General features: G+C 66.1%; 12 protein-coding genes. 10 read left to right on the top strand and 2 right to left on the bottom strand.

Annotated elements, in window-relative coordinates; genetic code table 11:
- The first annotated feature begins 298 nt into the window (after positions 1–298).
- From AC6CH2_RS15905 to AC6CH2_RS15865, 9 genes are all read left to right on the top strand, one after another.
- Complete coding sequence (locus AC6CH2_RS15905) at positions 299–1,552, top strand: M48 family metalloprotease (protein ID WP_498270052.1); 1,254 nt, start codon at positions 299–301, stop codon at positions 1,550–1,552.
- Complete coding sequence (locus tag AC6CH2_RS15900) at positions 1,549–7,116, top strand: AAA domain-containing protein (protein WP_498270051.1); 5,568 nt, start codon at positions 1,549–1,551, stop codon at positions 7,114–7,116. Before AC6CH2_RS15905 ends, AC6CH2_RS15900 begins: the two co-directional genes overlap by 4 nt.
- 107 nt (positions 7,117–7,223) lie before the next feature.
- A complete protein-coding gene (locus AC6CH2_RS15895; RefSeq protein WP_498270050.1) occupies positions 7,224–7,907 on the top strand; it encodes a DsbA family oxidoreductase in 684 nt (227 codons plus the stop codon).
- A gap of 762 nt (positions 7,908–8,669) precedes the next feature.
- Positions 8,670–13,214: an RHS repeat-associated core domain-containing protein gene (locus AC6CH2_RS15890; protein ID WP_498270049.1), complete on the top strand. Its 4,545-nt coding sequence runs from the start codon at positions 8,670–8,672 to the stop codon at positions 13,212–13,214.
- Positions 13,211–13,681 (top strand): hypothetical protein, encoded by a 471-nt coding sequence (locus tag AC6CH2_RS15885; protein ID WP_498270048.1) that lies wholly within the window; start codon positions 13,211–13,213, stop codon positions 13,679–13,681. The genes AC6CH2_RS15890 and AC6CH2_RS15885 overlap by 4 nt, the downstream gene beginning before the upstream one ends.
- A 292-nt stretch (positions 13,682–13,973) precedes the next feature.
- Positions 13,974–15,149 carry an efflux RND transporter periplasmic adaptor subunit gene (locus tag AC6CH2_RS15880; RefSeq protein WP_498270047.1) on the top strand — a complete coding sequence of 392 codons (1,176 nt, stop codon included), beginning with the start codon at positions 13,974–13,976 and terminating at the stop codon, positions 15,147–15,149.
- A gap of 12 nt (positions 15,150–15,161) precedes the next feature.
- Complete coding sequence (locus AC6CH2_RS15875; protein ID WP_498270046.1) at positions 15,162–18,377, top strand: efflux RND transporter permease subunit; 3,216 nt, start codon at positions 15,162–15,164, stop codon at positions 18,375–18,377.
- Positions 18,370–19,827 carry an efflux transporter outer membrane subunit gene (locus AC6CH2_RS15870; protein ID WP_498270045.1) on the top strand — a complete coding sequence of 486 codons (1,458 nt, stop codon included), beginning with the start codon at positions 18,370–18,372 and terminating at the stop codon, positions 19,825–19,827. The genes AC6CH2_RS15875 and AC6CH2_RS15870 overlap by 8 nt, the downstream gene beginning before the upstream one ends.
- A complete protein-coding gene (locus AC6CH2_RS15865) occupies positions 19,824–20,438 on the top strand; it encodes a TetR/AcrR family transcriptional regulator (protein ID WP_498270044.1) in 615 nt (204 codons plus the stop codon). Before AC6CH2_RS15870 ends, AC6CH2_RS15865 begins: the two co-directional genes overlap by 4 nt.
- A 206-nt stretch (positions 20,439–20,644) precedes the next feature.
- Here the strand turns inward: AC6CH2_RS15865 and AC6CH2_RS15860 are convergent, their stop codons facing one another.
- Positions 20,645–22,066 (bottom strand): aminotransferase-like domain-containing protein, encoded by a 1,422-nt coding sequence (locus tag AC6CH2_RS15860; protein WP_498270043.1) that lies wholly within the window; start codon positions 22,064–22,066, stop codon positions 20,645–20,647.
- 166 nt (positions 22,067–22,232) lie between these two features.
- Between AC6CH2_RS15860 and AC6CH2_RS15855 the strand changes: the two genes are divergently transcribed.
- A complete protein-coding gene (locus tag AC6CH2_RS15855) occupies positions 22,233–23,138 on the top strand; it encodes a DMT family transporter (RefSeq protein ID WP_498270042.1) in 906 nt (301 codons plus the stop codon).
- 270 nt (positions 23,139–23,408) lie between these two features.
- Here the strand turns inward: AC6CH2_RS15855 and AC6CH2_RS15850 are convergent, their stop codons facing one another.
- Positions 23,409–23,690 carry a hypothetical protein gene (locus tag AC6CH2_RS15850; RefSeq protein WP_498270041.1) on the bottom strand — a complete coding sequence of 94 codons (282 nt, stop codon included), beginning with the start codon at positions 23,688–23,690 and terminating at the stop codon, positions 23,409–23,411.
- Positions 23,691–23,723: the final 33 nt, after the last annotated feature.

Raw genomic sequence — 23,723 nt, 5'->3', positions numbered from 1 at the left:
GCGCTGCACGCGGCCCGCTCGGAAGCTGGAATCGTCGGCGCCGCCGTGGGCGACGCGCCCGCGGCCGCGGGCAGGCGATGGTGAGCGGACAGTGTGGCCAGTCGCTCCGGCCGGCGCCAGCACCTGCGCGGCAACGGTCAGTTGCGGCAAAGTCGCGCCGCCTTCGCGGCGGCGTCACGCGCGTTGCGCTCCGGCGACATTCCCGCGGCGCGGCGCGGTATCGTGGCGGTGTTGTATCTAGCCGCCGACGGCGAGGGCCGGACGGCAGGTCTCGGACGAATTCGAGGGAGCGGGGAGCGTGGTGGCAAGCAACGAGGTCCAGGACGGCATCGGCCCGGCCGACGGCGGCATTACCCTCAGCGCGACGGCGGCTTCGGCACCGCCCGAGCTGTCGCCGCTGCCGTATCACGCGGCCCTGGTCGCGCATCTCAAGCGCGCCGAAGCCGAGGTCTGGGCCTGGGCGTCCTCGCTCGGCGTACAGGCCCAGCATGCGCAGGAACTGCGCGCCGAATTGCTGCGCAAGACCTACCGGCTGACCCCGGACTCGCATCCGCAGGCCCATGCGATCTGCGCGACGGTGATGCAGCGGCTCGGCATCGAGGCCGCGGCGACCCTGTACCAGGCCAGCGACGGCGCGATGGGCGCGAGCCTGTGGTACCTGCCCGGCGAAGCGCACGTGGTCCTGCACGGGCCGGTGCTCGAACGTCTCGGCGAAACCGAACTGAGCGCCTTGCTCGGGCACGAACTGGCGCATTACAAACTGTGGGCGCTCGACCGCGGCGACTACCACACCGCGCAGCGCATCCTCGACCATTGCATGGCCGACCCGCAGGCCGCCGCGAGCCATGCCGAGAGCGCGCGCCTGTACAGCCTCTACACCGAGATCTATGCCGATCGCGGCGCGGCGATCGGCGCGCAGTCGCCGATTCCGGCGATCGCGATCCTGGTCAAGGTGCATACCGGCTTGGGCAGCGTCGATCCGGCGGCATACCTGCGCCAGGCCGAGGAACTCGAATCGGCCGACGGGCGCCGCTCCGAAGGCCATTCGCACCCGGAAAGTTATCTGCGCGCGCAGGCGGTGGAGCGTTGGTGGCGCGGCGCCGCCGATACCGATGCCTGGCTGCGCGCGCGCCTGCAAGGGCCGCTGTCGGCCGACCGCCTCGACCTGCTCGACCAGCTGGCGCTGAGCACCCTGACCCGCCGTTTCATCGCCCGCCTGCTGCGGATCGAAGCGCTCGGCGGCGAGCTGGCGCAGCAACAGGCGCGCGCCTATTTCCCCGACTGGAGCGCCGACGAAGCGGCCGCCGGCGACGACGAGCTCACTGCCGAGCGCATCGACGACAGCGTGCGCCGTTACCTGCACTGCGTGATGCTGGACTTCGCCCTGATCGACGAGGCGCAGCGCGACGCGGCGGTGTTCGAGGCCGCGCGGCTGGCGCACAGCTTGGGCGGCCACAACGAATTCATGGCGGCGCTCAAGCGCGACGCCGGCTTCGGCAAGCGCGAGCTCGACAAGCTTGCGCGCCGTCTCGACCAGGAGGCGCGCGCATGAACGAGCCGGCGAACGAATCGACCCAGCCGCCGGCGAACGAGCCGACGATCAGCCCGGCCATGCCGACCGAGGCCAGCAGCCTGCGCGCCGTGGTCGAGGCCCAGCGCGGCGCCGGGTTGGCCACCGATGACGTCTTGTTCCTGGCCTTGCCGCTGTTTCGCGCGGTGGCGCAGTTGCATGCGCACGGGCGCGTCGCCGCGCTCGGCGCCGACGACATCGTCCAGACCGCCGGCCAGGGCCTGAGCCTGCGCGCGCCCGATGGGCGCCTGCCGCGGCTCGAACTGGATGCGATCCGGCGCCTGCAACCGCCGCCGGGCTCGACCCTCAACATCGTCGGCGAACTGCGCGTCACCCAGGACGCCGGACACGGCGCACGGGTCGAGAACCTGCAGACCCAGCACGACGCGTCGCAACCGATCGAGCATCCGGTGTACCTGCCGGGCTATACCTCGTGGGAGCTCGCCCTCGGCCATCACGACGAGATCGGCGATATCTTCCAGCTCGGCCAAGTACTCGCCAGCCTGGCTTGCGGGCTCGATTTCGACGACGGCGACGACCTCGACCTGTTCGCCGCGCAGCGGCAGAACCTGTTCCGGATCAATCCGCGCCTGAACCCGGTGCTCGCCGCGATCGTGGTCGAGATGACTGCCCTGAACCGCCACGAGCGCGCCACCGACCTGGCCTCGATCGTGCGCCGCCTGGAGACCTATCGCGATCAGCCGGTGAGCCTGGACGTCGAACGCGTGCTGTCGGGCACCCGGGGCGAGGTCTCGCGCCGGGTCGCGGTGCTGTCGCATCTGCGCGACCGTTTGTTCGACCTGTCGCGGCGCAATCGCCTGCTGCAGTTCCGCCCGACCCAGGCCAGCGTCAACCTGACCATCGCCAGCGTGCCGATCGTGCTGCAGCTCGGCAGCATCCGCCCCGAGCAACTGTGCACCTGGGGCGGCGAGTTCGCCGACGAGGTGATCGCCGGCAAGGCGGTCAGCCTGCATCGCTGGCTGCGCTTCGAGGACCAGCCGTATCTGCCGGGCGCGCTCGACCGCATCGCCCAGGAAACCCGGCGCGACCGCGCCGAGTACGGCTTCAGCCATCTGCGGCTGGTGGTCGCGTTCCTGCGCTGGCACAACCTCAAGGAAGACCCCGAGCAGCGCCTGGTTTCGCCGCTGCTGTGGCTGCCGGTCGAGCTGGTGCGCAAGAAGGGCGTGCGCGATCAATACGTGATCCAGTGCGAAGACGGCGAGGCCGAGTTCAACCCGGCGCTGCGCCATTACCTGCGCCAGCTTTACGACATCCGCCTGCCCGAGACCGTCGACCTGCAGAAGGTCTCGCTGGAGTCGATCCACGCCGACCTCGCCGCGCAGATCCGCGCCTCCGAGCCCGGGGTCGAACTGCGCCTGCAACGCAAGCCGGCGATCGAGTTGATCCGCCGCAAGGCGGTGCAACGCCTGCAGCAGTACCAGCGCCGCAGCGGCGGCCGCGTGCGCAGCGACGGTCAACGCCCGGACTTCAGCTACGAACGCGACGACTACCGGCCGCTCGGCCTGGCCTTGTTCCGCCAGCGCGTCCAGCCGAGCCCTCTGCCGTTGCGCGGCGCGGTCGGCGCCGCGCCGACGCCGACTCCGCTGCACATGAGCGCGAGCGCCGAGGAGATCGAGCACACGACCTACGCCCTGCAGGACGACAACGGCCATGCCTATGCCTGGGACTTCGACCTGACCCAGGTCACCCTGGCCAACTTCAACTACCGCAAGATGTCGCTGGTGCGCGATTACGCCCAGCTGATCGAAGAGGGCGCCGTCAACCCGGCCTTCGATAAGGTGTTCTCGATCGAGCCGCGCGAGGTCGACATCGCCGCGCCGCCGCCGATCGCGCCGGCCGAGCAGTGGAACGTGATCGCCAGCGATGCGACCCAGACCGCCGCGGTGGCCCTGGCACGCGGCGGCCGCAGTTTCATCATCCAGGGGCCGCCCGGCACCGGCAAATCGCAGACCATCACCAACCTGATCGCCGATTACGCCGGCCGCGGCCGGCGCGTGCTGTTCGTGTGCGAGAAGCGCGCGGCGCTGGACGTGGTGTTCCACCGGCTCAAGCAGGCCGGGCTGGACGAGCTGTGCTGCCTGATCCACGACTCGCAGACCGACAAGAAGGCCTTCGTGCAGAACCTGCGCGAAGGCTACGAGCGCTGGGTCGCCCAGCCGCACCAGCACGAGCGCCTGAGCCAGTTGCGCGCCTCGACCCTGGACGAACTGGCCGCGCAACTCGGCCGGATCGATGCGTTCGAGCGCGGCATGGCGCAGGTGCCGGAGCGCCTGGCCTGCAGCGTGCGCGCGTTGCTGCGGCGCTCGATCGAATTGCCGCCGTTCGCCGCCGCGGATGCCGGCACGTTCGGCGCAGCGACGCGCGAGCGGCTGCCCGATTACGCGGTATGGGAGCGCCATCGGGAGACCGGCGAGCGGCTGCGCGCCTTGCTGCAGGAGCGCTTCGGCCTCGACCGCCTCGCCGGCCATCCGTTCGCGCGGCTGTCGGCGCGATTGCTCGGCGACGAGCGCGCCTATGCCGAGACCGTGGCCTGCCTCGACGAGTGCGAACCGCTGCTCGACCGCCTCGATGCGGCGTTCGAGGACGAGAGCAGCCTGCTCGATCCCCAGCGCAGTCTGGCCGATGCGGTGCAGGCGACGTCGATGGCCCGGCAACTGCGCGATGCGCGTCTGGCGGCGCATCCGGACCTGCTCGACGCCGGTTCGGCCGCGAGCGCGCAACTGCGGCGCGAGCGCGACGAACTCGATGCCCTGGACCGGCGCCGCGCCGAGGCCGGGCAGGGCACCGTGCATTGGCGTGTGGCGTTTTCGCCGCAGGACACCGAGGCCGCCCTGGTAATCGCGCGTGGCGAGGAAAGTTCGCTGTTGCGCTGGCTCAAGCCGTCGTGGTGGCGCCTGCGCGGCGTGCTGTCGCGCAGCTACGATTTCGCCCAGCACGCGGTGCGCCCGAGCTATACCCAGGTGCTGCAGGCCAAGGCCGCCCATCATCAGGCGGACGCGGCTTACCGGCAGGCGGAGGAGCGGTTGCGCGCGAGCCTGGACACGCCGGCGGCAGCATCCTGCCTGGCCACGCTCGATCAGTGGACGGCCGCATCGGCGTCTTCGCCGGTGCTGCACGAGTTGCGCGACCGCCTGCGTGCGGCGCCCGACCCGCTCGCCCATGCCGCGCGCGAAGCCGAGTACGCCGATGCCCTGCGCCGTCTGCAGGAGCTCGTCGACGGCCGTCTCGACATGCCCGCCGACGTCAGCCTCGGCGAACTCGCCGAATGGACCCGCGACCTGCGCGAGAGCCTCGACGACCTGCCGGACTTCCTGCCGTCGCTGCGCGCGATCCATCAGGCCGGCCCGGCCTACGCGCACGCCCTGCAGCGGATCGATCTGCCGGCGCCGCAACTCGAAGCGCTGATCGCCGACGAGGCGCTGGTGCGTCTGTACCGCGAGCAACCCGAACTCGCGCGCTTCGACGGCCGAGTCCTGGCCGAGGCGGCGCAGCGCGTCGCCCGCGCCGAGCGTCAGCTGCTCGAACGCAACGCGGCGGTGGTGCGGGCGACCCTGCACCGCAGTTTCCTCGAGCGCGTGCGCCAGTCCTCGCTCTCGGCCAGCCAGCTCGACAGCGACGGCAAGCTGTTCAAGAAGCGCTACGCCACCGGCCGGCGCGAACTCGAACACGAGTTCGGCAAGAGCATGCGTTACCGCTCGATCCGCGAGCTCGCCGGCGGCGACACCGGTCTGGTGGTCAACGACCTCAAGCCGATCTGGCTGATGAGCCCGTTGTCGGTCTCCGACACCTTGCCGCTCGCCGCCGACCTGTTCGACGTGGTGATCTTCGACGAGGCCAGCCAGATCCCGACCGAAGAAGCGGTGCCGGCGCTGAGCCGCGCCCGCCAGGCGGTGGTGGTCGGCGACGAAATGCAGCTGCCGCCGACCAGCTTCTTCTCCGCCGCGGGCGACGAGGACGACATGCAGGTGGTCGCCGAAGAAGACGGCGAGCGCATCGCGATCAACCTCGACGCCGACAGCCTGCTCAACCAGGCCGCGCGCAATTTGCCTGCCACGTTGTTGGCCTGGCATTACCGCAGCCGGCACGAGGCCCTGATCAGCTTCTCCAACGCCGCCTTCTACGACGGCCGCCTGATCACGATTCCGGACCGCCGGCTCGATGCGCGGGTGGACGAGTCGCTGAGCGTGCGGGCCGCCGAGGCGCAGGCCGCGGTGGCCGGCGTCGATGCTTTGCTGGCGCGGCCGATCAGTCATCACCGGGTCGAAGACGGCGTTTACGCCAACCGCTGCAACCTGGCCGAGGCGCGCTACATCGCCGCATTGGTGCGCGAGCTGTTGCGCCGAGAGACCGGCCTGAGCCTGGGCGTGGTGGCTTTTTCCGAAGCGCAGCAGGGCGAAATCGAATCGGCGCTGGAGGCCCTGGCCGCCGAGGACGCCGACTTCGCGATGCGCCTGGAACGCGAATACCTGCGCGAGGACGACGACCAGTTCTGCGGTCTGTTCGTCAAGAACCTGGAGAACGTGCAGGGCGACGAGCGCGACCTGATCCTGCTGAGCATCTGCTACGCGCCCGGCGCCGACGGCCGCATGCTGATGAACTTCGGCCCGATCAACCAGCGCGGCGGCGAGAAGCGCCTCAACGTCATCTTCAGCCGCGCCAAGCACCGCATGGCGGTGGTCAGCACGATCCGCGCCGACGCGATCACCAACACCCACAACGACGGTGCCGCCGCCTTGCGCGCCTTCCTGCAGTTCGCCGAGGCCAGCGCGCGCGGCGAGTCGGAACGCTCGCAGAGCGTGCTCGGCGCGCTCAACCCCGGCGCCGAGCGCGCCTTCGCCAGCGCGCCGAAGCGCGACGCTTTCCGCAGCGCCCTGATGCGAGCCTTGCGCGAACGCGGCCATGTCGTCCACGAACATGTCGGGCGTTCGCAGTTCCGCTGCGACCTCGGCATCGTCGACCCGAACGCAGACGGCTATGCGCTCGCGATTCTGCTCGATGCGCCCGATGCCGACGGCGAGACGGCTCCGGTGGACGTGCGCGAACGCTACGTGTTTCGCCCCGGCATCCTGCGCGCCTTCGGCTGGCGGGTGATCGACCTGCCCTCGAGCGAATGGCTGCGCAACCCGCAGGCGATGTTGGAGCGCATCGAGGCCAGCCTGAAGGACGGCATGGAAGCGGATCCTGGCGAGGCCGAGCAAGCGGCTGTGGTGGAGACGACGGCCGCCGATGCCGTGGGCGAGGCCGAAACCCTCTCCTTGCCGATCGACGCGACGGCACCGGATGCGACCGCGCCGCCGACCGCCGCGCCGACCCTGCGCGAGTTCTTGCTGCAACAGGGCAGCTCGAACAAGTTCTGGCGGATCGGCCAGCACGGCGGCGAGATGACCGTGGTGTTCGGCCGCGTCGGCACTCGCGGGCAAACCCTGATCAAGCAGTTCGACACCCCCGAACGCGCCGAACGCGAAGTCATCAAGCTGGTCGAGGAAAAGCTGCGCAAGGGCTACATCGAGGCCAAGGCGGACTGAGCCGGTGGAACGCTCCGATCCGCTGGTGCGGCGTGGAGCCGGTTGAACCCCCGCGGTTCCGGCCGCATCGTGAGGGTTCATTCCAACCGCCTCGTGCGCCGCCCCCCATGACCCAGACCGCCTCCAACCCGACGCCACGCGTCAAGATCGACTTCGTTTCCGACGTGGTCTGCCCCTGGTGCGCGGTCGGCCTGAAGTCGCTCGAACAGGCCATCGCCCGGATCGGCGACGAGGTCGAAGTCGAACTGCATTTCCAGCCCTTCGAACTCAACCCGCAGATGGCGCCGGAAGGCGAGAGCATCGACGAGCACCTGGCGCACAAGTACGGTCTGAGCCCGCAGCAACTCGCCCAGAACCGCGACGCCCTGCGCCAGCGCGGCGCCGCGGTCGGCTTCGAGTTCAACGCGCGCGACCGCATCTACAACACCTTCGACGCCCACCGCCTGCTGCACTGGGCCTCGACCGAAGGCGCCGCTCAGGAGCACGCGCTCAAGAACGCCCTGCTCAAGGCTTATTTCACCGACAGCCAGGACGTGTCCGCCCACGACATTCTCGCCCGCGCCGCCGCCGAAGCCGGTCTCGACGGAGCCCGCGCACGCGCCGTGCTGGCCTCCGACGAATACGCCGACGCAGTCCGCGAGCAGGAGCGCTTCTATCAAAGCCAGGGCATCCGCGCAGTGCCCTCGGTGATCATCAACGACCGCCACCTGATCCAGGGCGGCCAGCCGGTCGAACAGTTCGAAGCCGCGTTGCGGCAGATCGCGGGTTTGCCGGCGTCCGGTAAGGCCTGATCGCCAGCATTATCGGCGGACACGGGCGCGATGGCGTTCTTGTTCGTTGTGGTTCGTTGAATCCTCCGGCAGCGCCACCCCGTTCGCTATCGGGGATCGCGTTGTCGTTATCGCCATTACCGCCAGCATCGTTGATTCAAGCTCCATCCCGATTCCTGGGGTGGGATGCGCCGGGTTGAGCGAGTCTGCCAAGGTCGCACCGGTCATCGAAGCACCGTCGGCTCGTGGCGAGGGTGTATGCCATCAAGCCTTGTCTTGATCCCGTCCGATCCGTAGCATGCGCCTCGCGATCAACACGGTCGCATCCCCTCTTTGCCAGCCACGGCTCCGCGCCTGCCGGCTTCTTTTTTGAGCCGCAGCGGCGATCGAAGCTGCGCAATTGCGGCGGTCAAGACCGAACTAGCCTCTGATGCTCGTTCGCTTATATCTCGGCGGTGTTGGCGAGTAGCGATAGCGAAAATTGATGGCCGCTTCCAGGCTGGCGCTAAGCCCCGGCTATCTATCCGTCTGACGATTTCTGCAACACAAATCGTCGAATGCAGTGGCTGGCGCTTTGGGCAGGTGAGCGCCATTCGCTGCTAGTGGCAAGTTTTGGCCGCACAGCCCCTTAATGTGATTTTCATCACTGGCGCAAATCCAGGCTGACTTCAATTGGTCATGTCCGGTAATGAAGCGCGAAGAGTTGCTTATCCCGCTTCGTAAAGTTCTAATCCGCAGATTCGTTAGGTTGTAAGGGTCGGGGCGGTTATGTCGGGGATGAGCATGCGCGCATTGATGGTGTTGGCCTTGTGGTTGGGTATGTTGGTTTCCACAAGTGCCTGGGCACAGCAGACCTGCCCATCGGGGTCGGAGTGCGTGCCTGTTCGATACACGGCATGGTGTCATGTCCGAGGTGGCGGCTGCGGTCTTGGCTCACCAACCGCGACATGTCCCGAGTCCAATCATTATGGTTTTCGGACTTATGCCGACGACACCGCCTGGTCGATTGAGGTATTCAAGGCCTGCGGAGGATATGTCAGCGGGACCGCCGCCCCCGCTGCGCCTGAGACATTCAGCGACCAAGGTGTTTGGGCGGAGCCCATACAGCGGCATCAAAAATGGGACTACACGATGGTCAGCGCGAGTGGCGCGACCACGGTCAACCACTCTGCCAATGGCGGTAGTCGTAGTCCCTACTGTCCGCCGGGATTCAGTTTTCAAAGTGGCGGCACGGGAGGGAATGTATGCGCGCGCGCCCGGCCGGTTATCAGTCCGAAAAACCTCGGATGCTGCACTGGCGATGACTTGGGTCGGATGCAAGGCAATCCGATCAACACCGGAATCGGCAACAAGGTGCAGCACGAGACGGATCTAGTCGGTGCAGGCCTCCTTCCGCTTGATTTCAAGCGAATCTATAACAGCCTATACAGCCCCTATGTCTCCAGCTTTGGGGGGCGATGGAGCGGCACTTACGATCGTGCCGTAGTGAGGGCGATAGGTTCTGCCCAAGTGATCGTCGCTCGGCCCGACGGAAAGGCGTTCTTCTTCACGATGAACGGCGACGTTGGAATCGGCGACCCGGATGTCCCCGATCGCCTGCTACGGAAGGTCGACGCGTCCGGGAATGCCGTTGGCTGGGAATACACCGCTGCGGACGATAAGATCGAGCAGTACGATGTGAATGGAAAGTTGCTTTCCATCACCGACAGGAATGGCTTCTCTCATCTTCTGATTTACAGCGATGCATCGACGCACCACTCGGTGGCCGCTTATCCGGGGTTGCTGATCGCCGTTCAAGATTCCTGGGGCCGGCGACTTCAGTTCACTTATGATGGTCGCAATCGCCTGTCCACTGTCGTGGACCCGGGCGGAAGCAAGATCGAGTACGGATACGACGCGGGCGGAAATCTGACCTCACGCAAGACGCAAGACGGTCTTGTGCGTACTTATGTCTATAACGAGCCCGAACATCGTGGTTCACAAAGTCTGCCTTACGCGCTCACCGGAATCGTTGCCGAGGATGGCCAGCGCTACGCCACTTTCAAGTACGACGCGCAGGGTAGGGCGATCTCGACGGAACATGCCGGTGGCGTCGAGAAGGTCAGTGTGGCTTATGGAACAAACAATACGGCGACGGTCACCGACGCGCTCGGTGCGATTCGAACCTTTGCGTTTACGAAGAAGCATGATGTTTTCAAGCTGACTTCGATTCAGGAACCCTGTCCCGCCTGTCCGGGTGGTTCCGGTTCACGGACGATCACGCTCGACGCGAATGGCTTTATCGATTTTTCTACCGACTTAGCGGGTGTGGCCACAGATTTCGACCACAACGTCCGAGGCTTGGAAGTAAGAAGGGTCGAGTCTGCTAATCACGCGGCCACTAAGCGCACGACCGAAACGGCGTGGCATTCGATTTTTAGGACGCCTACCGAGCGACTGATCAAAGATTCGACGGGTGCTGCGGTCCAGAAAGCTCAGTGGAGTCATAACGATCGCGGCCAAGTGGTGGTCTCGTCGCAGATAGACCCGATTTCTGGGGCGTCCCGCAGTTCAACAACGACCTATTGCGAACCAGCCGATGTCGCTGCGGGGCAGTGCCCGCTGGTGGGGCTTCCGCTGAGTCAGGATGGGCCGCGGACGGAAGTCGTAGATAAGACGACATACTCGTATTACATGAGCGACGCAGCGGGCTGCTCTACGTCCGGCGCGAGTTGCGCCTACAGAAAGGGCGACCTTTGGAGGAGGGTCGATGCACTGGGTCGGGCTATCGAAGTCTTGCGTTACGACGCGATTGGTCGAGTCATTTCAAGCAAAGATCGTAATGGCGTTATCAGCGATTATGAATATTCGCCGCGTGGCTGGCTCACTGCGACCAAGGTGCGCGGTGCCAACGACAGCGTAGAAACAGACGACCGTATTACCCGCATCGAGTACTGGCCGGCCGGCACAGTCAAGAGGGTGGTGCTGCCGGATGGATCTTCCACCAGCTATGTCTACGATGCGGCCAAGCGCCTGGCCGATATCGTCGACGATGCCGGAAACAGCATTCATTACACGCTCGACGATGCGGGAAACCGGAAACGGGAAGACACCAAAACGGCGAACGGTACGATCAAGCGGACCTTGTCGCGGGTCTATAACGTTCTCGGGCAACTGCAGGCGGTAAAGGATGCGTCGCAGAATGCGACTTCCTTCAGCTACGACGCTGGCGGGAATCTCGATCAAACCACCGATGCGTTGGGTCGGATCACCGATCAGAACCTGGATCCGCTGAATCGCCTGAGCCGCACGCTGCAGGACATCAACGGCCTCGCGGTCGAAACCAAGTTCGAATACAACGCGTTCGATCAGGCCATCAAGGTTGTCGACCCGAAGGGGTTGAGCACGACTTACAGCTACAACGGATTCGGCGATCAGATTCAGTTGTCGAGCCCCGACACCGGCGTGACGACTTACGGGTATAACGCGGCCGGCCAAATGGCCAGCAAGCAGGACGCGAACGACGCCCAACCGCATACCTATACCTACGACGCCTTGGGGCGGACTAAGACCGTTTCCTATGGCAGCGGCAGCGCCGATGTCGAGTACGACTACGACACCGTCAATTCGGCGTGCACCGCCGGCGAGACCTTCGCCATCGGGCGGGTCACCGCCATGCGCACCGAAGGCACCGAACTCAAGTACTGCTACGACCGTTTCGGTCAGGTCGTGCGAAAGGTGCAGTCGATCGACGGTCAGAGTTTTACTTTGCGTTACGCCTATACCTTGGCTGGCCAGCTGCAGGCTGTGACCTATCCGGACGGCGCCGTCGCCGATTACGTGCGTGACAGTCAAGGTCGCGTTAGCGCTATCGGCGTGACGCCGGCTGGTGGTGTCCGGACTGTGCTGCTAAGCAACGCGACCTACGAGCCGTTTGGTCCGGTTTCGGGGTGGACCTACGGCAACGGCCGCAGCCTAGCGCGCACCTACGACCAGGACTACCGCGCCAAGACGATTCTCGACAGCGCCGCCGGTGGCCTGTCGCTGTCGTACGGTTACAACGAGGTCGGCCAGCTGACCCAGCTCAAGGACGGCCTGCAAAGCGCCGCCCTGGCCCAGTACGACTACGACACCTTGGGTCGCCTCAAGATCACCCGCGACGGCCCGACCGGCACGCCGCTGGAGACCTACGGCTACGACGCCACCGGTAACCGCACCAGTCTGCTGCATGCAGGCATCACGACCAACTACACCTACCCGAGCACCAGCCATCGCCTGAGCAACGTCGGCGGCGTCAGTCGTGGCTACGACGCGGTCGGCAACACGACCAGCATCGGAGGCACGGCCAGGGAGTTCGTCTACAACCCCAACGACCGCATGAGCCAGGCCAAGCAGGCCGGTTCAGTGGTGATGGGATACCGCTATAACGCCAACGGCGAACGTGTCGCGGCTACGAGCAACGGTACTGGCCCGGTCAATATCTTCACTCTGTACGATGAGGAGGGGCATTGGATCGGTGACTACGATGCCAGCGGTGCGGTTAAGCAACAAGCCGTCTGGTTAGGCGATGCACCGGTTGGCCTGGTGATCGGCGCAGGCGCAACGCAGGCCCTCCACTACGTGCAACCCGATCATCTCGGCACCCCGCGTGCCGTCATCGACCCGAGCCGCAACGTCGCGGTCTGGACTTGGGATGCAAAGGGCGAGGCCTTCGGCAACAACTTGCCGAACCAAGATCCGGATCAGGACGGCACCGCGTTCGTGTTCGATATGCGGTTCCCGGGGCAGCGCTTTGATGTAGCTACGGGGCTTAACTACAACTATTTCCGGGACCACGATGCGGCTACCGGCCGTTATGTGCAAAGTGATCCTATCGGATTGCTGGCCGGGACCGCTACATATGCATATGTTGGAGGTAATCCCCTCAATTTATCGGATCCTTCCGGCCTGGCTGAATATATTAGCCTGGGCAACGGGTATGCAGGTCGGATTGATACTTTTGTTACAACCGGTGGTGTCAGTTCTTTCGAGATACATGTATTTAAGCCATCTGGGGACGAAATTGGCTTGTATGGGCCAAAGGGATGGTTTAATAAGCATGGGTTCAAAGGCAGGCCTGCTGAGCTTCCCGAATTCGTTGACCAAGCATGTAACAGGCATGCGATTCGCATGGGACGGAAGATGGGCTTAATTCCGGCGAAAGGAACGGTAGATATAAGGCGAGGCAAGTGGAAGAAGTTTTTGGCGCATCTGCCGGGTATAGCAGTTTTCATTGAGGCAGCTACGCCAAGCCCAGAGCGAGCTTGCGGAGTATATGGTGAAGAATCTCAAGAGTGCCAAATCTTGTGAATAGTAAATTTAAATATATATATGAAGATAAGAATGGGTTCATTCGTTTTGATCGGTATTTTGACTATTTGAAAAGCATTGAAGGGGTTTTGCCTGAGTCAACCTATGCTTTTTTTTCAAATGTTGATAGATATTCGTGCGCCTCCTCGGACTCCTTGCACGACGCGTGGTTGGACATAATTCAGGTCGCGCAAGCTGGTGTTGGGCGTAATGAGGATTTTTCCATTCGGATTGTTTTGCTAGGCCCTTATCACGACAGAAAATTTGAAGTGGTCTACTCAGGCGTTCGTGGTTTTGATTTGAAGCATAATGCCGTCAGGCGCAGGCCGGGCAGGCAGGATTTGATGGCCCATGAATTACGTTTGAGTCCGGAAGGGCATGTTGAACATGTAATCGACTTCGATGATGGACTCAGTATTTATGTAATTTGCTCTTCAATAGTGGTCGAAGAAAATACGCTCGTTTAAGTTCGTTATGCGAACTTATTCGAGCTGTTAAGGCAGCTGGCCTATTCGTGCGGCCGGATACTGAGGACGCTTCGCCGGTGATTGACGGCATCGGACGTGGCTCGCTTTACATCACCACGGCTATCTATCCCGTTCTGGGGTAACGCTAAGGATCATTTCCTGTGGTGGCAGCCACCTGACACTTGACCTGGGGCGGCTTAAAAAAGAGAATGATCGTTCATTCTTTGAAGTGGCCGCGGTCCGTCCGACCGCCACAACGTCCTGAGGCTCCCCCATGCCGTCGCGCAAGTCCATGTCCTATAAGGCAATTCTCACCGTCTCCGTGCTCGCTCTGGCGCTCGCCGCCTGCGGCAAGGGAGGCGATCAGCAGGGCGGTCCCGGCGGCCCCGGCGGCCAGAAGGGCCAGGTCACCGTGGTCACCCTCAAGCCCGAGACCGTCACCCTGACCCGCGAGCTGCCGGGGCGCACCAGCGCTTCGCTGATCGCCGAGGTCCGGCCGCAGGTCAACGGCATCGTCGAGAGGCGTCTGTTCACCGAAGGCGGTCTGGTCCGCGCCGGGCAGCCGCTGTATCAACTCGACGACAAGACCTATGCCGCCGACCTGGAAACCGCACGGGCCACCCTGGCGCGCGGCGAAGCGGCGTTGAACTCGGCGCGGCTCAACGCGCGCCGATCCAGCGACCTGGTCAAGATCGACGCGGTCAGCAAGCAGGACGACGAGACCGCGATCGCCACGCTCAAGCAGAGCCAGGCCGACGTCTCGGCCGGGCGCGCGGCGGTGCAGAGCGCCAGCGTGATCCTCGGCCGTGCGCGCATCACCTCGCCGATCAGCGGCCGCATCGGCAAGTCGGCGGTCACCCAGGGCGCGCTGGTCACGGCCAATCAGGCCGAACCGCTCGCGGTGGTGCAGCAACTCGACCCGGTCCACGTCGACATCAGCCAGTCGAGCGCCGAACTGCTCGCCCTGCGCAAGCAGATCGCCGCCGGCACCCTGACCGAGGCCACCACGCCGGTGACGATCGTGCTCGAGGACGGCAGCAAGTACCCGCTGAAAGGCAAGCTCGCGTTCTCCGAGGTCACCGTCGACGAAGGCACCGGCAGCTTCCTGCTGCGCGTGGTGGTGCCGAATCCCGACAACATCCTGATGCCCGGCATGTACGTGCGCGCCCTGATCGGTACCGGCGTGCGCCAGAACGCGTTGCTGGTGCCGCAGCAGGGCATCTCGCGCGATCCCAAGGGCGCCGCGACCGCGATGGTGGTCAACGCGAAGGGGCAGGTCGAGCCGCGCGAGGTGCAGGTCAGCCAGGCCATCGGCGACAAGTGGCTGGTCGAAGGCGGTCTGAAGGCCGGCGACAAGGTCATCGTCGAGGGCCTGCAGAAGATCGGCCCCGGCATGCCGGTCGACGCGACCGAAAAGGGCGCTGCGCCGGCCAAGCCGGCCGCGGCCCCCGCCGCGCCGAAGCAGTAATCGGAGAAATTCATGGCACGGTTCTTTATCGATCGCCCGATCTTTGCCTGGGTCCTGGCGATCATCATCATGCTCGGTGGCGCGATCGCGATCACCCAGCTGCCGATCTCGCAGTACCCCACCATCGCGCCGCCGACCGTATCGGTGAACGCCTCCTACCCCGGCGCCTCGGCCAAAGCCGTCGAAAACTCGGTGACCCAGATCATCGAGCAGAACATGAAGGGCATCGACGGCCTGATGTACATGTCGGCGACGAGTTCGTCCGACGGCCAGTCCGGCGTCACGCTGACCTTCGAGAGTGGCACCGACCCCGACATCGCCCAGGTCCAGGTGCAGAACAAGCTGCAGCTGGCGACGCCGTTGCTGCCGCAGATCGTGCAGCAGCAGGGCGTAAGCGTGTCGAAGGCGAACTCGGCCTTCCTGTTGGTGATCGGCTTCGTGTCCGAGGACGGCAGCATGAGCGGCGCCGACATCGCCGACTACGTCGCCGCCAACCTGGTCGATCCGCTCGCCCGCGTCGACGGCGTCGGCAGCACCCAGCTGTTCGGCACCAAGTACGCGATGCGCATCTGGCTCGACCCGGACAAGCTCAACACCTACAAGCTGACTCCGGCCGACGTGATCACCGCGCTGCGCGCGCAGAACGCCCAGGTCGCGGTCGGCCAGCTCGGCGGCACGCCGTCGGTGAAGGGCCAGCAGCTCAACGCGACCATCACCGCGCAGGACCGCCTGCAGACCGCCGAGCAGTTCCAGAACATCGTGGTGCGCGCCAACAGCAGCGGCGCGGTGCTGAAGCTGTCCGACGTGGCCCGGGTCGAACTGGGCCAGGAGGACTACAGCACCATCGCCCGCTTCAACGGCAAGCCGGCCACCGGTATCGCCATCTCGCTGGCGACCGGCGCCAACGCGCTGGCCACCGCGCAGGCCATCCAGGCCGAGCTCGAGCAGCTCAAGCCTTCGTTCCCGAAGGGCCTCAAGGCGGTCACGCCGTTCGACACCACGCCGTTCGTGCGCGTGGCGATCGAGGAAGTGATCAAGACCCTGCTCGAAGCGATCCTGCTGGTGTTCCTGGTCATGTACCTGTTCCTGCAGAACTTCCGCGCCACCCTGATCCCGACGATCGCGGTGCCGGTGGTGTTGCTGGGCACGTTCGGCCTGCTCGCGCTGTTCGGCTACTCGGTCAACATGCTGACCATGTTCGCGGTGGTGCTGGCGATCGGCCTGCTGGTCGACGACGCCATCGTCGTGGTCGAGAACGTCGAACGCGTGATGAGCGAGGAAGGGCTGTCGCCGATCGAAGCCACGCGCAAGTCGATGGACCAGATCACCGGCGCCCTGGTCGGCATCGGCCTGGTGCTGTCGGCGGTGTTCGTGCCGATGGCCTTCCTGGGCGGCGCCACCGGCGTGATCTACCGCCAGTTCTCGGTCACCATCGTTTCGGCGATGGCCTTGTCGGTGCTGGTCGCGATCGTGCTGACCCCGGCGCTGTGCGCGACCATGCTCAAGCCGATCCAGAAGGGCCATCACGCGTCCGACAAGGGCTTCTTCGGCTGGTTCAACGACAAGTTCGACCGCGGCAACAAGAAGTACCAGAGCGCGGTGCACGGCATCGTCACCCGCACCGGCCGCTTCATGATGGTGTTCGCGGCGATGGCGGCGCTGATGGCGGTGCTGTTCTTCCGCCTGCCGTCCTCGTTCCTGCCGCAGGAAGACCAGGGTTTCCTGTTCACCATCGTGCAGGCGCCGGTCGGCGCTACTCAGGAACGCACCGGCGAAGTGCTCAAGAAGGTCGAAGAGCAGTTCCTCGGCGACGAGGCGGTCGACTCGCTGTTCACCGTGCAGGGCTTCAGCTTCGCCGGCAACGGCCAGAACGCCGGCATGGCCTTCTCGCAGCTCAAGCCGTGGGAAGAGCGCGAAAGCACCTGGGGCGACCGCTGGCGTTGGCTGACCAGCTTCGGCAAGACGCCGATGCCGGACAACAGCGTCAACGCCGTGGTCGGCCGCGCCATGGGCAGCTTCATGCAGATCAAGGATGCGTTCGTGTTCGCCCTGGCGCCGCCGGCGGTGTTCGAACTCGGCAACTCCAACGGCTTCGTGTTCTACCTCAAGGACAACGGCGCGCTCGGCCACGATGCGCTGGTCGCCGCGCGCAATCAGTTCCTCGGCGCGGCCGGTCAAAGCGCGCTGCTGCAGAACGTGCGTCCGAACGGCATGGAAGACACGCCGCAGTTCCGCGTCGACGTCGACAACCAGAAGGCTTCGGCCCTCGGCCTGAACATCGCCGACATCAACTCGACCCTGCAGGCGGCCTGGGGCGGCCAGTACATCGACGACTTCGTCGACCGCGGCCGCGTCAAGCGCGTCTACATCCAGGCCGATGCGCCGTTCCGCATGGCGCCGTCCGACTTCAATCGTTGGTACGTGCGCAACGACAAGGGCGAGATGGTGCCGTTCTCGGCCTTCGCCACCACCCGCTGGGAGTTCGGTTCGCCGCGCCTGGAACGCTACAACGGCGTCTCGGCACTGGAAATCAACGGCGAAGCCAAGCCGGGCGTGAGCTCGGGCGAGGCGATGGCCGAAGTCGAGAAGCTGGTCGCGCAACTGCCGGCGGGCATCGGTCTGGAATGGACCGGTCTGTCGTTCCAGGAGCGCCAGGCCGGCGCGCAGACGCCGCTGCTGTACACGTTGTCGCTGTTGATCGTGTTCCTGTGTCTGGCCGCGATGTACGAAAGCTGGGCGATCCCGACCTCGGTGCTGCTGATCGCGCCGATGGGCATCCTCGGCACCGTGCTGGCGACCTGGATGCGCGGCATGGAGCGCGACGTCTACTTCCAGGTGGCGATGCTCACTACCGTGGGTCTATCGAGCAAGAACGCGATCCTGATCGTCGAGTTCGCCAAGGAAAACCTCGAGAAGGGCATGGACCTGATCCAGGCGACCCTGGCCGCCGTGGGCGACCGTCTGCGCCCGATCATCATGACCTCGTTGGCGTTCGGTCTCGGCGTGTTGCCGCTGGCGTTGGCGAGCGGCGCAGGTTCCGGCGCGCAGCGCGCGATCGGCACCGGCGTGCTCGGCGGCATGGTCGTGGGCACCTTCCTGGGTATCTTCTTCGTGCCGCTGTTCTTCGTCGTGGTCGAGAAGCTATTCGTGAGAAAGAAGAAACATGCGGCCAAGGACACCCCTGCGCCCTCGCAGCCGGCCGCGGAAGGAGCGCAGAGCCATGAATAAGTTCGCCATCCATGCCCTGGCGCTCGCGGTGACGTTCGCCATGACCGGCTGCGTCAGCCTGGCGCCGAAGTTGCCCGCCGCCGATGCGGCGATCCCGGGCGAGTGGCCGTTGCCGCCGACCACCCAGGCGTTCGCCGGCACCGCGCCGGCGGCCGCCGGGTCGACGACATCGGCCGACCCCGCGACGGCTTCAGCCGTCGCGGGGGCCGACATCGGCTGGCGCGATTTCTTCGTCGACCAGAACCTGGAAGACCTGATCGGCCGCGCCCTCGACAACAACCGCGATCTGCGCGTGGCCGTGCTCAACGTCGAGAAGGCGCGGGCGCAGTACCGCATCCAGCGCGCCGACCGCCTGCCCGCGGTCGGCGTCAGCGCCGAGTTGCAGCGCACCGGCGGCGACAACCGCCAGGTCACCGACGTCTACACCGCCGGGGTCGGCATCGCCAACTTCGAGCTCGACCTGTTCGGCCGCGTGCGCAGCCTGAGCCAGGCCGCGTTGCAGCGTTACTTCGCCGAAGAGGAAAACCGCCGCAGCGCCCAGCTCAGCCTGATCGCCGAAGTCGCCAATGCCTACCTGACCCTGGCCGCCGACCGCGAGCTGTTGTCGGTGTCGGAAGCGACCTTGAAGAACCAGCAGGCCGCCTACGACCTGACCGAGAAGCGTCGCGAGCTCGGCGCGGTGTCCGGGCTGGAAGTCAGCCAGGCCCGCACCCAGGTCGAGACCGCGCGCGCCGATGCGGCGCGCTACGCCGGCCAGGTCGCGCAGGACATCAACGCGCTCAACCTGCTGGTCGGCGAGCCGGTCGATGCGGCGCTGTTGCCGCAGCGCCTGACCGACGGCACCACCGGCATCGGCGCCTTGCCGGCCGGCCTGCCTTCGGAGGTGTTGCTGCGCCGCCCCGACGTGCAACAGGCCGAGCATCTGCTGCGCGCGGCCAACGCCAACATCGGCGCCGCGCGCGCCGCGTTCTTCCCGTCGATCAGCCTGACCGGCCTGCTCGGCAGCTCCAGCAACGAGCTGTCGGGCCTGTTCGACTCGAACACGCGCGTGTGGACGGTGAACCCGGTGGTCAACATCCCGATCTTCCAGGGAGGCAAGCTGCGCGCCGGACTGGGTTCGGCGAAGGCCGATCAGGGCATCGCCCTGGCCCAGTACGAGAAGGCGATCCAGTCGGGTTTCCGCGATGTCGCCGATGCGCTCGCGCTGACCGCGACCCTGGCCGAACAGCGCCAGGCGCAGGAAGCCCTGGTCGAAGCGGCGGCCCGCGCCGACCAGTTGTCGACCGCGCGCTACAAAGCCGGCCGCGACAGCTACCTCAACCAGCTCGATGCGCAGCGCACCCTGTACGCCGCGCAGCAGGGCCTGGTGTCGACGCGCCTGGCCGAGCAGGCCAATCGCGTCACGCTCTATAAAGTCCTTGGAGGTGGCTGGAACGAGCGCAGCCAATGAGCACGACGGGCAAGCCCACCGCCAAGGCCGAAGCGCGCGCGCTGGCTCAGCGCGAGCGCATTCTGACCGCGGCCCAGAAATGCTTCGTCGTGCATGGCTTCCATGCCGCGAGCATGGCCAATATCGCCGATACGGCCGGCATGAGCGCCGGCCTGATCTACCGGTATTTCAAAGGCAAGAACGACATCATCCTGGCGATCATCGAACGTCAGCTCGAAGAAGCGCGGGCCGATATCGCCAAGCTGCACGCGACCAGCGACCTGGTCTCGGGCATCGCCGAAGTCTTCCAGCAATGGCAGGCGAACGATCCGAACATCACCAGCGCGGCCTTGTTCCTGGAGCTGACCGCCGAGGCGACCCGCGACGAGGAGATCGCCGCCGCGACCCATGCATCGGACCGGGTGTTCCGCTCCGATCTGGCGGCCTGGTTCGCGCGCAGCGCCCAGGACGGCGGCCTCGGCATTCCGAAGGCCGCCGTCGATACGCGCGTGTTGATCCTGCAATGCCTGATCGAAGGCCTGGCGATGCGGGCGATTTCGCAACCCGACCTCGACGTGGAGCAGGTGAAGACGGCGCTGAACGAGTTCTTGCCGAATCTGCTGACGGCGTGAGTCGAGCGGCACCGTAAGTCGTCGTGTCGTTGGCGACGGTGCGAGAGAGGCCGCCTTCGGGCGGCCTTTTTGTTTGCCGCGCAGGCGATGTAGCGCCGTTATCGAGGTGGCGCGGTCGCGGCTTGCGCCGCTCCTGCCCCTTGGCTGCGCAGCTTTTGGTAGGAGCGGCGCGAGCCGCGACTACGGACCAACCACCCTGCTGCGCATCAACCCTGCAGCCTCTTCGCCAATTCCCCCACCGTGCGCAGCGCGGCTTCGATCTTGCCGTCCCAGGGCTGCCCGCAGCTCAGGCGCAGATGATGGCTGTAATCGCCGCGGTTCGAGAACAGATGCCCGGGCAGGGTGCCGATGCCGTGTTCCAAGGCGGCCTCGAACAAGACTTGGCCGTCGATGTCTTCGGGCAGTTCGATCCACAGGGTCATGCCGCCGGCCGGTTCGGCCACGCAGGTGCCGTCGGGCCAGTGATCGAGCAAGGCCTGCCGGTAGGCCCGTGCGTTGTCGGCGAGGGCGCGGCGCAGGCGGCGCAGGCCGCGCTCCACGTCGTGGCGGGCGAAGTGCTCGATCAGCGCCATTTGCGGCAGAGTCGCGGTGGCGACGGTGGAGAAACTCTTGGTGCGCAGCAGCTCGGGCGTGCGCCGCCCGCCGAGCATCCAGCCCACGCGCAGGCCCGGCGCGAGCATCTTCGAGTACGAGCCGCAGGTGACTACGTGCTCGCCGTCGTCGTAACGGCGCAGCGGCGAGGGACGTTCGCCGGAGTAGGCCAGTTCGCCGTACAGATCGTCTTCGATGAGCACCGTGCCGTGCGCGGCGCAGGCGGCGACCAGCGCGCGCTTGTCGGCGTCGCTGGTGAGGCTGCCGAGCGGGTTGTTGAAGTTGGGCACCAGCAGGGCAGCACGCACGGCGTGGCGTTCGAGCAGCTCGCCGACCAGGGCCGCGTCGATGCCGCGGCCGGGGCGGTTGGGTACTTCGAGCACACGCAGGCCTTGCGCCGCGACCGCCTGCAGCAGGCCGTGATAGGTCGGCGTTTCCAGGATCACGATGTCGCCCGGCCGAGTCACCGTGCGCAGGGTCAGACTGATCGCCTCCATCGCCCCGGCGGTGACGACGATTTCGTCGGGGTCGATCTCGACTCCGCATTGAGCGTAGCGTTGGGCGATGCGTTCGCGCAGTTCCGGCAGGCCCTGCGGCACGGTGTAGCCGAGCGCGGTGTCAGGGTCGCGCCGCATCGCCCGGGTGATCGAGGCGGCCAGCGCCGCGCTCGGCAGCAGGGACGCGGCCGGCGTCGCCGCATGCAGCGGCACCAGGTCGCGGCGCGATTGCACGTCGAGCACGCCGAGCAGGGCCGGGTTGCGCACCGGCATCGGCGCGCGCGACAGGTGCCGGGCGCGCGGACTGCGCGGCGCCTGCATCGGCGCGGCGCGCACGTAATAGCCCGAGCGCGGACGCGCTTCGATCAGGCCTTCGCGTTCGAGCTGCTGATAGGCCTCGACCGCGGTAGCCAGGCTGATGCGCTGGTCGCGGCCCAGCCGGCGCAACGACGGCAGGCGTTCGCCGGCGCGCAATACGCCGCGGTGGATCTGGCGGCGCATGCGGTCGGCAAGGCGTTCGTAGAGCAGGTCCTGGGCCATGCGGGGACTCTCTCGGGACGGGACTGTTGGGGCGAAGACGGCCGCCGCGCTCGCGCGCCGGCGAAGCACGGTAGCGAGGATCTGTACTGGTCGAATCCGATCCTAACTGAATCTGTATTGGTGGTCCGCACCGGCCTAGGCTGTCCTTCCCCCTGCCGTCGCCGCCATGAACGCCGTCACCCCGAGCGAGTCGCGTAACGCCCTGATCCAGTTGCTGGTCGCCGAGTTGCTGATCGGTTCGGTCGGCGTGTTCGTGCACGAAAGCGGCCAGGACGCCATCACCGCGGTGCTGTTCCGCTGCCTGTTCGGCAGCGCCTTCCTGATCGCCTGGGGCGGCGCCCGCGGCCTGTTCCGCGGCCTGCTCGGCGAGCGCGCGCTGATCCGTTCGGCGATCGTCAGCGGCGTGCTGCTGGTGCTGAACTGGGTCGCGCTGTTCGCCGGCATGGCGCGTTCGTCGATCGGCGTGGCGACCATGGTCTACCACTTCTTCCCGTTCGTGGTCGTGGGCATGGCGGCGATGTTCTACGGCGAACGCACGCGCCGCGCCGACCTGGGCTGGACCGCGATCGCCTTCGTCGGGGTGCTGTGCTCGGCCGACCCGTTCAAGCTGTGGAACAGCGCCGGCAGCGGCTATCTGATCGGTGTCGGCCTGACCTTCGTCGCCGCGGTCCTGTGCGGCGCCTCGCTGCTGCTGTCGCGGCGGATCAGCCGCGAGCGGCCGTTCGCGGTGGTGCTGATCCAGTGCCTGGTCGGCGTCGTCATGCTGGCGCCGTTCGCCGACTACGCCGCGGTGGGGGTGCCGGGCGACCACTGGTTCTGGCTCGCCGGCCTCGGGCTGATCCACAGCGGCGTCTGCTACGTGCTGTTCTACACCTCGTACCCGCGCCTGCCGGTGGCGACGATCGCGGTGCTGGCCTTCATCTACCCGGTGATCGCGCTGCTGCTCGACTATCTGGTCTACGGCCACAGCCTGGTGCCGGTGCAGAGCCTCGGGGTGGTGCTGATCGTGATCGGCACGCTCGGGGTGAACCTGAAGTGGCAGTGGCGCCGGGTGCAGCCGGCGCGCGCCTGAGCGAATCGAAGCCTGTCGTTTTCTCGACCCGGGCCGCGCACGCACCGCGGCTCAGTGGGTGCATCGCCCACTCGCCCGGCACACGGAGGCGCCGGCGGGGAATTTGTCGGTGGGTCCGATGCCGATGCGTGCCTGTCGGCCGGTCATGTCGCCGGCGCATACCGGGTGGCCGGCGGTGCCGGCGGTGCCGGTACATAACGATCGGCCGGCGGTGCCGGCAAATACCCGATCGGCCGGCGGTGCCGGCCTCGCCGAATCAGTCGGATCGGGTCATTCGGCCAGAACGAGACGCCAAGCGCCTTCGACATCGCCCTCGACCTGGGTCCACGGCACGCAATTGCGGCCGCACAGGCGTTCCCAGCCTCGGGCCAGATCGTCGCGGATGTCGAACCAATGGCGTTCGCCGTGATGCAGGCGGGCGCCGATACCGTAGGTGATCGCGAGTTCGCGGGTTTCGTGGGACAGCGCCGCCGCGGACGCGGCTGTCGGGGTTAGTTCGCACTCCTGGCCGGAGTGGGAGAGGGACAGCCGGTCGGCAGTGCGATGCGTCATAAGCTCAATCCGTTGGCATTCCCCTTGCATCGG

The organism is Lysobacter sp. GQ73, assembly GCF_059758755.1.
This window is presented reverse-complemented; position numbering and strand designations above follow the sequence as displayed.